This is a genomic window from Cytobacillus kochii (genome assembly GCF_020171845.1).
GTDB classification, from domain to species: Bacteria; Bacillota; Bacilli; order Bacillales; family Cytobacillaceae; genus Cytobacillus; species Cytobacillus kochii.
Window position 1 is genome coordinate 188494 of sequence record NZ_JAIVAM010000013.1, and the last position, 13765, is coordinate 202258.

The 13765-nt window shown below is 36.8% G+C and carries 14 protein-coding genes; 13 read left to right on the forward strand and 1 reads right to left on the reverse strand.

The window, feature by feature from the left end; translation table 11 throughout:
- Nucleotides 1–168 precede the first annotated feature (168 nt).
- The 13 genes from LCM23_RS20890 to LCM23_RS20950 all read left to right on the forward strand — a co-directional run bounded on the left by LCM23_RS20890 (nucleotide 169) and on the right by LCM23_RS20950 (nucleotide 13588).
- A complete protein-coding gene (locus LCM23_RS20890) occupies nucleotides 169–897 on the forward strand; it encodes a GntR family transcriptional regulator (RefSeq protein WP_095369473.1) in 729 nt (242 codons plus the stop codon).
- A gap of 50 nt (nucleotides 898–947) precedes the next feature.
- Nucleotides 948–2042 carry a BMP family lipoprotein gene (locus LCM23_RS20895; protein WP_224938643.1) on the forward strand — a complete coding sequence of 365 codons (1095 nt, stop codon included), beginning with the start codon at nucleotides 948–950 and terminating at the stop codon, nucleotides 2040–2042.
- 202 nt (nucleotides 2043–2244) lie between these two features.
- Nucleotides 2245–3777, forward strand: a complete 1533-nt coding sequence (locus LCM23_RS20900; protein ID WP_224938644.1) for an ABC transporter ATP-binding protein — start codon at nucleotides 2245–2247, stop codon at nucleotides 3775–3777.
- Nucleotides 3770–4816: an ABC transporter permease gene (locus LCM23_RS20905; RefSeq protein ID WP_095369470.1), complete on the forward strand. Its 1047-nt coding sequence runs from the start codon at nucleotides 3770–3772 to the stop codon at nucleotides 4814–4816. Before LCM23_RS20900 ends, LCM23_RS20905 begins: the two co-directional genes overlap by 8 nt.
- A complete protein-coding gene (locus LCM23_RS20910; protein ID WP_224938645.1) occupies nucleotides 4817–5776 on the forward strand; it encodes an ABC transporter permease in 960 nt (319 codons plus the stop codon).
- A 210-nt stretch (nucleotides 5777–5986) separates the two neighbouring features.
- Nucleotides 5987–7267, forward strand: a complete 1281-nt coding sequence (gene yfmF / locus LCM23_RS20915; RefSeq protein WP_224938646.1) for an EF-P 5-aminopentanol modification-associated protein YfmF — start codon at nucleotides 5987–5989, stop codon at nucleotides 7265–7267.
- Nucleotides 7267–8553, forward strand: a complete 1287-nt coding sequence (gene yfmH / locus LCM23_RS20920; RefSeq protein ID WP_224938647.1) for an EF-P 5-aminopentanol modification-associated protein YfmH — start codon at nucleotides 7267–7269, stop codon at nucleotides 8551–8553. The genes yfmF and yfmH overlap by 1 nt, the downstream gene beginning before the upstream one ends.
- A gap of 64 nt (nucleotides 8554–8617) precedes the next feature.
- Nucleotides 8618–9340: an elongation factor P 5-aminopentanone reductase gene (gene ymfI / locus LCM23_RS20925; RefSeq protein ID WP_224938648.1), complete on the forward strand. Its 723-nt coding sequence runs from the start codon at nucleotides 8618–8620 to the stop codon at nucleotides 9338–9340.
- A 111-nt stretch (nucleotides 9341–9451) separates the two neighbouring features.
- Nucleotides 9452–9697: a DUF3243 domain-containing protein gene (locus LCM23_RS20930; RefSeq protein ID WP_095369466.1), complete on the forward strand. Its 246-nt coding sequence runs from the start codon at nucleotides 9452–9454 to the stop codon at nucleotides 9695–9697.
- Nucleotides 9698–9900: 203 nt separating this feature from the next.
- On the forward strand, nucleotides 9901–10698 hold the full coding sequence (locus tag LCM23_RS20935) for a DUF3388 domain-containing protein (protein ID WP_095369465.1): 798 nt from the start codon (nucleotides 9901–9903) through the stop codon (nucleotides 10696–10698).
- A gap of 12 nt (nucleotides 10699–10710) precedes the next feature.
- Nucleotides 10711–11601, forward strand: coding sequence for a helix-turn-helix domain-containing protein (locus LCM23_RS20940; RefSeq protein ID WP_224938649.1), 891 nt, complete (start codon nucleotides 10711–10713; stop codon nucleotides 11599–11601).
- 159 nt (nucleotides 11602–11760) lie between these two features.
- Nucleotides 11761–12339 (forward strand): CDP-diacylglycerol--glycerol-3-phosphate 3-phosphatidyltransferase, encoded by a 579-nt coding sequence (pgsA, locus tag LCM23_RS20945; RefSeq protein WP_191812097.1) that lies wholly within the window; start codon nucleotides 11761–11763, stop codon nucleotides 12337–12339.
- Between the two features lie 16 nt (nucleotides 12340–12355).
- Nucleotides 12356–13588: a competence/damage-inducible protein A gene (locus LCM23_RS20950; RefSeq protein ID WP_224938650.1), complete on the forward strand. Its 1233-nt coding sequence runs from the start codon at nucleotides 12356–12358 to the stop codon at nucleotides 13586–13588.
- A gap of 104 nt (nucleotides 13589–13692) precedes the next feature.
- Here LCM23_RS20950 and LCM23_RS26255 read toward each other — a convergent pair.
- The coding region (locus LCM23_RS26255; protein WP_404826626.1) for an IS3 family transposase at nucleotides 13693–13765 on the reverse strand (73 nt) is incomplete at its 5' end.

Genomic DNA, 13765 nt, shown 5'->3' on the forward strand with positions numbered 1-13765 from the left:
TGAGTCAACAAATGTGAAAAATATTCACTTTTTTCACTATCTTTTTCGACATTTTTTGAAAAATATGTTTCTTTATATTTAGAAAAATGGTATAGTATTTTCGATTAGTAGAGATGATTGAACATCAGAGGTCTGATGTCTTGAGATTTGGATTTGGAGGAGCACAGCATGTCTATTAAGTCAGATAGCCGCCATTTATATTTACAAGTAATTGATCGTTTGAAGCAAGATATTGATAAAGGAATTTATAAAGAGAGAGAAAAATTACCTTCAGAATTTGATCTTGCCAAACAATTAGGTGTCAGTCGTGCGACATTAAGAGAGGCATTAAGGATATTAGAAGAAGAAAATGTCATTATTCGTAGACACGGTGTCGGCACGTTTGTAAATACAAAGCCATTATTTACATCAGGAATTGAACAGTTAAATAGTATCACTAATATGATTACCCAAGCAGGTATGCAACCTGGGACTATATTCCTTAGCTCAGAGACGCAATGTCCTAGTGAGGAAGATATCAGACTTTTTTCCTGTTCAGCAGATGAAGAAATCTTAGTAGTAGAACGGGTAAGAACGGCAAATGGTGAACCTGTTGTTCATTGCTTGGATAAAATGTTGGCGAAGCATATTCCAGACTCTATCTCTTGGGAAAAAGAATCTATTTTTGAAAATTTGGAAGAAAAAACAGGCAGAAGAATTACATATGCGGTCTCTGAAATTGAACCGATTGGTTATCACGAGAAGGTCTCACCTATTTTAGACTGTAGTCCTGAGACAGCTCTACTTGTTCTTAAGCAAATGCATTACACTGAACAAGACGAGCCATTACTCCTCTCGGTTAACTATTTTAGAGCAGACAAATTTAGCTTCCATGTTCTTAGAAAAAGGATTAACTAATCAATCATACTCATCTACTAATGTAAACCAATTCCTTAAGGGGGAGCAAAATGAAAAAACGTAAACTTGGATTAGTACTTTCTTTTGCACTAGCAGCAGGTACCATTTTAGGAGCATGTGGTTCTTCAGAAGAAAACGAAAAAGGATCAAGTTCAGAAGGCAACAAAGAAGAGTCATTCACGGTTGCAATGGTAACAGATGTTGGTGGCGTAGATGATAAATCATTTAACCAATCTGCATGGGAAGGGATTAAAGCTTTTGGTGAAGACAATGGCTTAGAAGAAGGTAAAGGTGGATACACTTACCTTCAATCCCAATCTGATGCTGATTATGCAACAAATTTAAATAACTTAACTCGTCAAAAATTCAATTTAGTGTTTGGTGTTGGAGCGATGATGCATGATGCGATTGCTGAAATTGCCGAACAACAAAAAGATAGCCAATTTTCAATTATTGATTCAGAAGTAGAGGCAGATAATGTAGCTAGCATTATGTTTAAAGAACAAGAATCAGGTTTCTTAGCTGGTGTCGTTGCTGCAAATGCAACAAAAGGGGATACAGTTGGTTTTATCGGCGGGATGGAGCTCCCTGTTATTGAACGCTTTGAAGCAGGGTTTATTGCAGGTGTTAGAGCTGTAAATCCAGATATTAAAGTAGAAAGCAATTACTCAGGTGCATTTGACAAAGCAGAGCTTGGTCAATCGATTGCCTCTAAGATGTATGCCTCTGGCATTGATGTCATCTTCCATGCGGCTGGTGGAACAGGTAATGGATTATTCAAAGAAGCACGTGACTTAAAAGGAAAAGATCCAGAGAGAGAACTTTGGGCAATTGGTGTTGACGCAGACCAATCAGCAGAAGGGGTAGTCGGAGATCATAATATTATCCTTACATCTGCTATGAAACGTGTAGACGTTGCTGTACAAGATATCGCTACTAAAGCAAAAGATGGGAACTTCCCTGGTGGCGAAACTACTGTTTACGGTTTAAATGAAGATGGTGTGACTTTGGCACCAATCAACGAAGAGTTCGCTGGCAAAGCGGAAGTTGAAACACAAGTAAACGAATGGATTGAAAAAATTAAGAGTGGAGAAGTTACTCCTCCTCAATCAGTAGAAGAAGCGAAGGCATTTACAGCAGAGTAATGAGGAAAGGAATAAGGGACTTGAAATCTCTTATTCCTTTTTAACTTAAAAGGTTAATTGAAAAGAATAATAATTACACAAATTATCCTTTTCAATTAGGTTTTTAAAAATAAGCCTAAAATTTCATTCATGGATGTTCAATCAATCATAAATAAAAAGCGAGGTCTGACCTCTAACTACATAAGGGTAAGGAGTGGAGAGGGTGGAATATGTTATTGAAATGCTCAATATTCGTAAAGAGTTTCCGGGTATTGTAGCGAATAATAATATCACACTTCAAGTTAAACCAGGAGAAATTCATGCGCTCCTCGGAGAAAATGGTGCAGGAAAATCAACATTAATGAATGTTTTATTTGGTCTTTATCAACCTGAAAAAGGGGAGATTAAAGTCAGGGGAAACATTGAAAAAATCACCAATCCAAATGTCGCCAATGAGTTAGGTATTGGGATGGTTCATCAACATTTCATGTTAGTTGATAAATTCACAGTAACAGAAAATATTATTTTAGGCAAAGAGATCACTTCAAAAGGTAAAATTGATTTAAAAGAAGCGGAAAAAGTAGTTAGCGAAATTTCAAAAAAATATGGTTTATCGGTAGATCCAAAAGCAAAGATTGCAGATATTTCCGTAGGAATGCAACAGCGAGTTGAAATTTTAAAAACACTTTATCGAGGAGCAGATATCCTAATATTCGATGAACCTACAGCAGTGCTAACACCACAGGAGATTGCAGAGCTTATTCAAATAATGGGTAAGCTGATTAAAGAGGGTAAATCTATCATTCTAATTACTCATAAACTAAAAGAAATTATGGAAGTATGTGACCGAGTAACGGTTATTCGTAAAGGTGAGGGAATCGGAACGTTAAATGTATCTGAAACAAATCCCGATGAATTAGCTAGTTTAATGGTTGGTAGGGAAGTCACGTTTAAAACTGAAAAAACAGAAGCTAAGCCGAAAGAAGCGTCATTAGAAATACAATCACTTACAGTAAAAGATTCCCGCAATATCGCAGTGGTAGACAATTTAAACTTAACAGTCAGAAAAGGGGAAATTGTCGGTATTGCAGGTGTAGATGGTAATGGACAAACAGAATTGGTAGAAGCAATTGCAGGATTAAGAAAAGTAGATAAAGGGTCAATTCTGTTAAACAATAAAGAAATTACTAAATTAAATACAAGAAAAGTAACTGAATCAGGTATTGGACATATACCGCAAGATCGCCATAAACATGGCTTAGTATTAGATTTTACAATTGGTGAAAATATGGTACTACAAACCTATTACCAACAGCCTTATTCGAAAACAGGTTTGATGAATAAGAAAGCGATTTATGACCAAGCAAATAGATTAATAGAAGAATATGATGTACGAACACCAAGTGAATATACACCAGCTCGCGCTCTTTCTGGAGGTAATCAGCAAAAAGCGATTATCGGCAGAGAGGTAGATCGTAATCCAGATTTATTAATTGCCTCACAACCGACAAGGGGGCTTGACGTGGGTGCAATTGAATTCATCCATCGCAAGTTAATTGACCAAAGAGATCAAGGTAAAGCCGTGCTGTTAGTTTCTTTTGAAATGGACGAAATCATGAATGTGAGTGACCGTATTGCTGTTATTTTTGAAGGGAAAATCATTGCAATGGTTGATCCCAAGGAAACGACAGAGCAAGAGTTGGGCTTATTAATGGCCGGTTCAACGAAGAAAAAGGTAGGTGATGGAAATGTCTAACCGTATGCAGAATATATTAATACCGATCATTGCCGTGCTACTTGGTATCATTGTTGGGACTATTTTAATGATTGTAACAGGTTATGATGCTATTGCAGGGTTTATAGCTCTTTGGAATGGTGCATTTGGTGATGTTTATTTTTTCGGTGAAACCGTTAGACAAATCATTCCCTATATATTAGCTGGCCTTGCAGTTGCATTTGCTTTTAAAACAGGACTTTTTAACATCGGAGTTGAAGGACAATTAATTGTAGGTTGGTTAGCTGCTGTTTGGGTAGGTGTAGCTTTTGAACTACCGAAGATCATTCATTTACCTTTAGCTGTGCTAGCTGCTGCTTTAGCGGGAGCGATTTGGGCATTTATACCTGGGTTCTTAAAGGCGCAATATCGTGTTCATGAAGTTATTGTCACAATTATGTTGAATTATACAGCACTTCATATTACGAACTATATTATTCGAACAAAATTGTCAGAAGGTAGTGATAGTTCGGATCCAATTGCTGAAACAGCAAGTCTTCGTTCACCTTTATTAGAATCTTTAACAGATTACTCTCGTATGCACTGGGGAATTGTTATTGCCATTATTGCTGTTATTATTATGTGGTTTATTTTGGAGAAAACAACGAGAGGATTTGAGTTGAAGGCTGTTGGCTTAAATCAACATGCTTCAAATTATGCAGGCATGAATGTTAAAAAGAATATTATTCTTTCCATGGTGATATCCGGAGTTTTTGCTGGTTTAGCTGGTGCTATGGAAGGGCTTGGGACTTTCGGATATGCCGCTGTGAAAAGTGGATTTACTGGGGTCGGATTTGATGGTATCGCTGTAGCTTTATTAGGTGCTAATTCACCGATAGGTATTGTTTTGGCGGCGATTCTTTTCGGGAGCTTGAAGGTTGGTGCCCTTAATATGCCACTAGAAGCAGGCGTTCCGAACGAATTGGTTGATATTATTATTGCTTTAATTGTTTTCTTTGTGGCTTCAAGTTATATGATTCGTTTACTCATAAGAAAGATTAATAAGAAGGGGGTGAAGTAAGTGGGTATCATGGAAATATTAATGATTATTGTGCCAACTACTTTACTTTGGGCAGCACCCCTTATTTTCACCGCGTTAGGTGGAACTTTCTCAGAACGTTCAGGTGTAATTAATATTGGATTAGAAGGATTAATGGTAATTGGTGCTTTTACAGCAATTGTCTTCAATTTATCGTTTGCCGATGTATTAGGGGCATGGACCCCTTGGGTTTCACTATTAGTAGCCATGCTTGCTGGAGTTATTTTTTCAGCTATTCATGCGGTCGCATCCATCACTTTTAGAGCGGATCAAACCGTTTCTGGTGTCGCAATCAATCTGTTAGCAGTAGGGGTTACCTTATTTCTAGTAAAATTTATTTATGATAAAGGGCAAACAGATATCATTCAAGAGAGCTTCAGTAAAATAGATATTCCGCTTTTAAGTGATATCCCGTTTATTGGCCCGATATTCTTTTCTAATACGTATTACACTTCGTTTGTAGCAATCATTTTCGCTGTGGTTGCTTGGTATGTCATTTATAAGACAAAATTTGGTCTCAGATTACGGTCCGTTGGCGAACATCCGATGGCCGCAGATACAATGGGGATTAATGTGACAAAAATGCGCTATTATGGCGTATTACTTTCGGGAGCGCTAGGTGGTATAGGTGGCGGTGTATATGCCCAAGCGATCTCTTCTGATTTTGGTCATGCGACAATTAGTGGACAAGGATTTATGGCATTAGCTGCAATGATATTTGGGAAATGGCATCCGTTAGGAGCAATGGGTGCAGCGATATTCTTTGGCTTTGCCCAAAGTTTGAGTATTATTGGTTCTAGCTTACCGCTATTAGAGAATATTCCAAATGTCTATCTACTTGTTGCACCATATGTATTAACGATTATAGCACTCACTGGATTTATAGGTAGAGCAGATGCGCCAAAAGCATCTGGGGTACCGTATGTAAAAGAGAATAGATAATAAGTAAAGTCTCGGGAGATTAGCCCTGAGACTTTTATTTTACTTATTTTCTCCTATAGATGACTGCAAGATTAGCATAGGATGGTTATTAACGTATATAATAGAAAATATTGTTTTCTTTTCATACATATACTAAAAAGATGACAAAATAGGAAGTAGAGAGATGCAAATAGGATGTTTTAAGGTAAAAAGGAATAAGGAGGTTTATTAATGAATATTACAACAGAAACAGTTAAAGAAATTGATGGTGTTAAGCTCCATCAAATTAAAACAGATAAATATAAAACCAATACGATTGTTTGGAAAATGAAAGCGCCTTTAAGTAAAGATACTGTTACACTAAGGGCTTTATTACCGCATGTGTTAGAAAGTAGTAGCGCTGCTTATCCTACCACGGCTAAGCTGAGGGCATACTTAGATGAGCTTTATGGCGCTTCCTTATATGTGGACCTCTCAAAAAAAGGGGAGTACCACATTATTTCCATGACTATTGAAATGGCAAATGAAAAATTTCTATCTGATCAGACTCCACTACTTAGAAAAGCTTTTGAATTACTTTCAGAGCTTTTACTCCATCCATTATCTAATAATGGAGCTTTTGACCGAGAGGTGGTTGAAAGTGAGAAAAGAACATTAAAGCAACGGATACAAGCAGTTAATGATGATAAAATGAGATATGCCAATTTACGTCTTGTACAAGAAATGTGTAAAGATGAAGCCTATGCGCTCCATGTACACGGTGAATTAGATGATTTACCATTAATTACGGAATCGTCTCTTTATCATTATTACGAAAAGGCTCTAGCTGAAGATGAGCTTGATTTATATATGATTGGTGATATTGATACAAATGAAGTTGAACAATATGTTCGTGAATTATTACCTTTAAAAACTCGACCTATTAAAGAAGCCTCAATAGCAAGAGCAAACGATTTGATTGAGCCAGAAACGATTAAGGAAGAGCAGGATGTGAAACAAGCGAAATTAAATATTGGTTATCGTACGGGTATCACTTATGGTGATCCTGAATATAGTGCGTTACAAATATTTAACGGAATTTTTGGCGGATTCTCACACTCAAAATTATTTATTAATGTAAGAGAAAAAGCTTCTCTAGCCTATTATGTCGCCAGTCGTTTAGAAAGTCACAAAGGTTTATTGATGGTGATGTCTGGAATTGACAACAACAGCTATGGGCAAGCAACTTCTATTATTGAAGAACAATTAGAGGAAATGCAGAAGGGTGCCTTTACAGAAGAGGAGATTACGCAGACAAAAGCGGTCATTCAGAACCAAATGTTGGAAACGATGGATACAGCAAGAGGTGTCGCAGAAGTGCTCTATCATAATATCGTTTCTCAACAAAAAATGGACTTAACTGAATGGATGAATGGAATGGAAGCAGTGACAAAGGAAGACATTATAACTGTAGCTAAGAAAGTTCAGCTTGATACAATTTACTTTCTTCATGGAAAAGAGGTGCAAAAATAATGGAACAAATCGCATTTGATCAGCTTCAAGAAAAACTTTATTATGAAAAAATGGCCAATGGTTTAGATGTCTATGTCCTACCGAAAAATGGTTTTAATAAGACTTTTGCAACATTTACGACAAAATACGGATCGATCGATAATCACTTTGTCCCGCTTGATAAAAATGAACCAGTTAAAGTACCAGACGGCATCGCCCATTTCTTAGAGCATAAAATGTTTGAAAAAGAAGATGGAGATGTGTTTCAACAATTTAGTCGCCAAGGTGCATCTGCCAATGCATTTACTTCATTTACTCGCACGGCCTATCTTTTTTCAAGTACTTCAAACGTTCAAGAGAATTTAACTACATTGATTGACTTTGTCCAAGACCCTTATTTTACTAAGGAAACGGTAGAAAAAGAAAAAGGCATTATCGGACAAGAGATTACAATGTATGATGATAATCCTGACTGGCGTCTATATTATGGTCTAATAGCAAACCTATATCATCATCACCCTGTGAAAATCGATATTGCGGGAACGATTGAAAGTATCTCTCACATTACAAAGGATATGCTGTATGAATGTTATCATACTTTTTATCACCCAAGTAATATGTTGCTTTTTGTAGTGGGTCCAGTTGACCCAGAAGCTATAATTGCTCAAGTAAGGGAAAATCAGGCTAGTAAAAGTTATAGCGAGCAGCCTGCAATTGATAGAATCTTTGATCAAGAGCCGCAAACGGTTGCTGAAACGATAAGTACATTAAGAATGAATGTGCAAACCCCGAAATGTATGGTGGGCATTAAAACAAACGATGCCAGCCAGCAAGGGGCGGAGATGCTTAAAAAAGAACTAAGCCTAAATGTTATGTTAGACTTGTTATTTGGAAAAAGTGGGCAACATTACAATGATCTCTATCGTGAAGGTTTAATCGATGATACTTTCTCTTACGATTACTCCCAAGAATCTGGGTTTGGCTTTGCTATGATTGGCGGAGATACAAGTGACCCAAATAAACTTGCTGAAAAAGTGAAAGAGATTTTATTGCAGTCTACGAATGGTGCAAATTGGGATGAAGCGGCACTTCAACGCTCAATCAAGAAGAAGATTGGTGGGTTTTTAAGGGCACTTAACTCTCCTGAATATATAGCCAATCAATTTACTCGTTACTCATTCAATGATATGGACCTCTTTCAAATTGTTCCTTTTCTTGAAAAGTTAACGTTGGATGATATTAATGAAGCGGCAAAAGAATTAATTTCTGAGGAAAGAATGTCTGTGTGCCAAGTTTTACCAAAATAAATGATGCTAGCCCCGTTTTAGGTGGGCTAGCTTGATTTATGTATTTGTTTTTTGGAGGAAAAAAATGAAGAAATTTGTATTAATAACGGGAGCTAGTGGAGATATTGGCGAAGCAATTGCACAGGTATTAGCTAAAGAAGGTTATTCCCTTTATTTGCATTACAACAAAAATCAATCTCGTATTGATCAGTTAATGGCTGCTTTGAATACTTATGGCGGTGAATATATCGCTATTTCTGCTGATTTAACCTCACCTGAAGGATATCAAAAAATTGTTAGAAACATTTTTTCACTTGATGCGATCATTCATTGCAGCGGTCATGCTTATTATGGTCTACTAACTGACATGACAGATGTTGATGTCCAACATTTAATGAACGTACACGTCTTAAACCCGATTTTATTAACGAGAGCATTAATGCCAAAACTTGTAACAAAACAACGAGGAAATATACAGTTTATTTCTTCGATATGGGGACAAACAGGCTCTGCCTGTGAAACGGTCTATTCAGCTGTTAAAGGAGCACAGATTAGCTTTGTGAAGGCATTGAGTAAAGAAGTCGCTTATAGCGGTATACGGGTAAATGCAATTGCTCCAGGTGCCATTGAGTCAAAGATGATGTCCTCCTTTAACGACATGGAAATGGAAGATATTAAGAATGATATTCCCATCGGTCGGTTCGGTCATCCAAGTGAAGTAGCTCATGCTTGTGCATTTTTATTATCTGACGCCTCTTCTTATATAACTGGCCAAACCATAAGTGTCAATGGTGGCTGGTATACATAAAGAATGAATAATTTATTTCTCCTCGTTGCATGATAATATTGTACGTTCTAATATTTTGCATTTGCACCATCTACCTGTTGAGGCAAATGTCTATAACGAGGAGGAAATACCATGTCTGTACTAGATAATTGGCAACAATGGAAAGATTTTTTAGGTGAGCGTTTAGAACAAGGTCAAGATCAAGGGATGAATCAATCTACGGTAAGTGAAATTGCTTATCAAATTGGAGATTATCTTGCTGGATCAGTAGAGCCAAAAAACGACCAAGAGAAAATTCTTGCTGATCTTTGGTCTGTCGCAAGTGAGGAAGAACAACATGCGATTGCTAATTTAGTTGTGAAATTAGTACAAAAATAATTAGCAGGTATGGGAAAAGCAATGAAGGTGTATATGCCTTTAATTGCTTTTTTCTTATTTTACATATATTTTTACGAACGGAAAGGATTTTCCTTTCATATTAGTGGAAAATCATATATTATAGAACCTAGATTTAATTAAAAATAAATTAATATTGTGTAATAAGAATATCTGGAACTGTAGGCGAATAAGGAGTGTTTTAGGTGGAGAAAAAAGAATGGTATTTCGAATATGAAATCCAAAAAAACAGACCTGGATTACTCGGAGATATTTCATCATTGTTAGGGATGCTTTCCATCAACATTATTACCATTAATGGAGTTGATCAAGGTAGACGTGGAATGCTGATCCTTGCTAAAGATGATGACCAAATCGTTCGATTGGAATCAATATTAAAGACGATGGATACGATTAAGCTCATTAAACTAAGAGAGCCAAAGCTTCGCGATCGGCTGGCTGTGAGACATGGGAGATACATACAGAGAGACGCAGATGATAAGAAGACTTTTCGATTTGTCAGAGATGAGCTCGGTCTTTTAGTAGACTTTATGGCAGAATTATTTAAGAAGGAAGGCCATAAATTAATTGGTATTCGTGGCATGCCTAGGGTCGGGAAAACAGAATCTATTGTAGCATCAAGTGTTTGTGCGAATAAACGATGGCTGTTTGTTTCGTCAACGTTGCTTAAACAAACGATTCGCAATCAATTAATTGAAGATGAGTATAGCGATGATAATTTATTTATCATTGATGGGATCGTCTCGACAAAAAGAGCAAATGAACGTCATTGGCAACTTGTGAGAGAGATAATGAGACTCCCAGCTATTAAAGTAATTGAACATCCTGATGTTTTTGTGCAAAATTCAGAATATACTTTGGATGATTTTGATTATATTATCGAGCTTCGTCACGACCATGATGAAGATATCGTCTATGATGTAGTCGAACGTAACAATCATAATATGTTCTCCGATACAGGCTTCGGAGGTTTTGATTTTTAGTAATGTTGGAAGGTGTTAGTTTTGACAGAATTAGGTAGTCGTTTGAAAGAAGCACGTTTACAAAAAGGGATGTCTCTTGATGAGTTACAGACAGTTACAAAAATACAGAAAAGATATTTAATCGGCATAGAAGAAGGTAATTACCGTATAATGCCGGGTAAATTTTATGTGCGTGCTTTCATTAAGCAATATGCAGAGGCAGTAGGCTTAAATCATGAAGAGCTGTTAGATGAGTATAAAAGTGAAATTCCAGCAACAACCAATGAAGATATTCCAGAGAAACTTTCACGTGTGCAAACAAGTAAGAATATCTCTCCTTCAACTTCGAAGTTTTTAGATCTTTTACCAAAAGTTTTAATTATTGTCTTTATCATTGGTGTTCTTGCCGTCATTTATTATTTTGTTGAAAATAACGCGTCTAGTAGTGATAAGCAATCAAATGAAGACAATAATAACCCAGGTGCCATTGTTGAAAATAATATGCCTAAAGATGAGAAACAAAATGAAGATACTGCTTCTGAGGAAGAAAAAGACGATGCAGCAGATGAAAATACAGAAGAAGAGGAGAAACCTGTACAAGAGTTAAGTGTACAAGAATCCTCTGGTAAAAACACTGTATATGAATTGAAAAATACGGATACGTTTACACTATCTTTATTAGCAGAAGGTAAAAGCTGGGTAAGAGTGGCTAGTGCTGACAATGAAACCTTCTATGAAGAAACAATGGAAGAAGGCGTTGAAAAAGAGTTAGATTTAACAGATCAAAAAGAAGTACAAGTAATCATTGGAAATACAACTGCTACTGAAATTAAAATCAATGATGAGAAACTCGAATATGAAGTTTCACCATCAGAGTATGTAAACCAAAATATTACAATCCGTTTTACATCGCTTGGCGAATAGTCATCAACCATTGATGACTATTTTCGTGTTTAGCCCCCTGAGGTGGGAAATATAGTTAAATCCTAACATTGTATCGCAAATTTAGGCTTTATGACTTTTTTTTGATAAAATATGATCATCCCACCTAGGGAAGAATTACATAATTACCGGAGGGAACTTATGAATTTACCAAATAAGATAACGATTTCAAGGATATTGTTAATACCGATTTTCATTATTATTATGTACAACCCTTTCTCATGGGGAGACATGAATTTTATCGGTGTGACGCTCCCAATTGCCCATTTTGTTGGCGCGCTTATTTTTATATTCGCTTCCGTTACAGATTGGATTGATGGATATGTAGCGAGAAAATATCAATTAGTAACCAATTTAGGGAAATTTTTAGACCCTTTAGCAGATAAGTTATTAGTTTCCAGTGCATTAATCATCCTTGTAGAATTAGGGATGGCTCCCGCTTGGATTGTGATTATTATTATTAGTAGGGAGTTTGCAATAACCGGTCTTCGCCTGATTTTAGCAGGTGGTGGTGAGGTAGTTGCAGCGAATATGTTAGGTAAGATTAAAACTTGGACGCAAATTATAGCTGTTTCTGCGTTGTTGTTGCATAATACAATCTTCGCATTGATTTCATTTGACTTTGCAACATTTGCTCTATGGGTGAGCATGGTGTTTACTGTTTGGTCTGGCGTTGATTATTTTATTAAAAACAAACATGCCTTTACCAATTCAAAATAATAGGAGAGTGGTCATCATGAATGCTGAAATTATTGCCGTTGGCTCTGAGTTGTTATTAGGACAAATTAACAATACGAACGCCAAATTTTTATCACAGCAGTTAGCTGACCTTGGTGTGAATGTTTTTTATCATACGGTCGTCGGAGACAATTCGGGGCGCTTAGAGTCTGCTATAAAAATTGCTGAAAATAGAGCGGAACTCATTATTTTCACTGGTGGGCTTGGTCCGACAAAAGACGATTTAACAAAAGAAACCATTGCTAAGCATTTGCAAACAAATCTCGTAATGGATGATATAGCACTGGCGTCTATTGAAGAATATTTTAAACGGACGAATCGACCGATGACTGAAAATAATCGTAAGCAAGCCTTAGTGCTTTCTGGTGCGAAAGTACTTCCTAATGATTACGGTATGGCACCTGGTATGTTTTATCAGAAGGAAAATAAGCAATATATGCTTTTACCTGGGCCACCAAAAGAAATGGAACCGATGTTTTTGAAATACGGATTTTCCGCAATTAAATCACAAGCAGTAGAAGAAGCAGTTATCTCGTCGCGTGTCCTTAGATTCTTTGGCATTGGTGAAGCAATGCTAGAGGCGGAAATAGAAGATATACTTGATAACCAAACAAACCCGACGATTGCACCGTTAGCGGGAGATCATGAAGTTACATTGAGGTTGACAGCCAAACATCATAATCTTGATACGGCTATAACACTTTTGGAAGAGAAAGAGAAAGAAATTATGGCAGTAGTAGGAGAGTATTTTTACGGTTATGATGATACGTCGCTATTTAAAGAGCTCTCAAAAAGAATGCAGGAAAAGAAATTAACCCTGTCTGCTGCGGAAAGTTTAACTGGGGGCATGTTTCAAGAAACATTTACATCGATTCCTGGAGCTGGTGGGCTCATAAATGGTGGCGTCGTTTGTTATACAAATGAAGTAAAAGCTAAAGTACTAAATGTAAAGCAAGAGACAATTAAAAATGAAGGTGTTGTCAGTGCTACATGTGCAAAGGAACTTGCGGAAAATGTTGCCAAATTAATGGAAAGTGACATTGGTGTAAGCTTTACGGGTGTTGCCGGACCTGATGAATTAGAAGGCAACCCAGTCGGTACCGTTTATATAGGGATTTATCACGATGGTGAAGCAAGGGCTGAGAAGCTCAACCTTGGTGGTTCTCGTACATCAATCAGAAAGAGGTCATCTCTTTATGGCGCCTATTTTCTATTGAAATCCTTGGCGTAGTGAGGTGTTTTAGATACTGAAGAAAGTAAGTAGTAGTCGAAGAAATCCGGACAATGATTGAACAGCCCCCTGTCAAGTAGACAGTGGAAATAATAAAAAGTTACCTAAGCGGCTATAGCTCTATATTCCATAGGGCTATAGCCGTTTAGTCGTTTTTGGTATCGATTATGATTATAG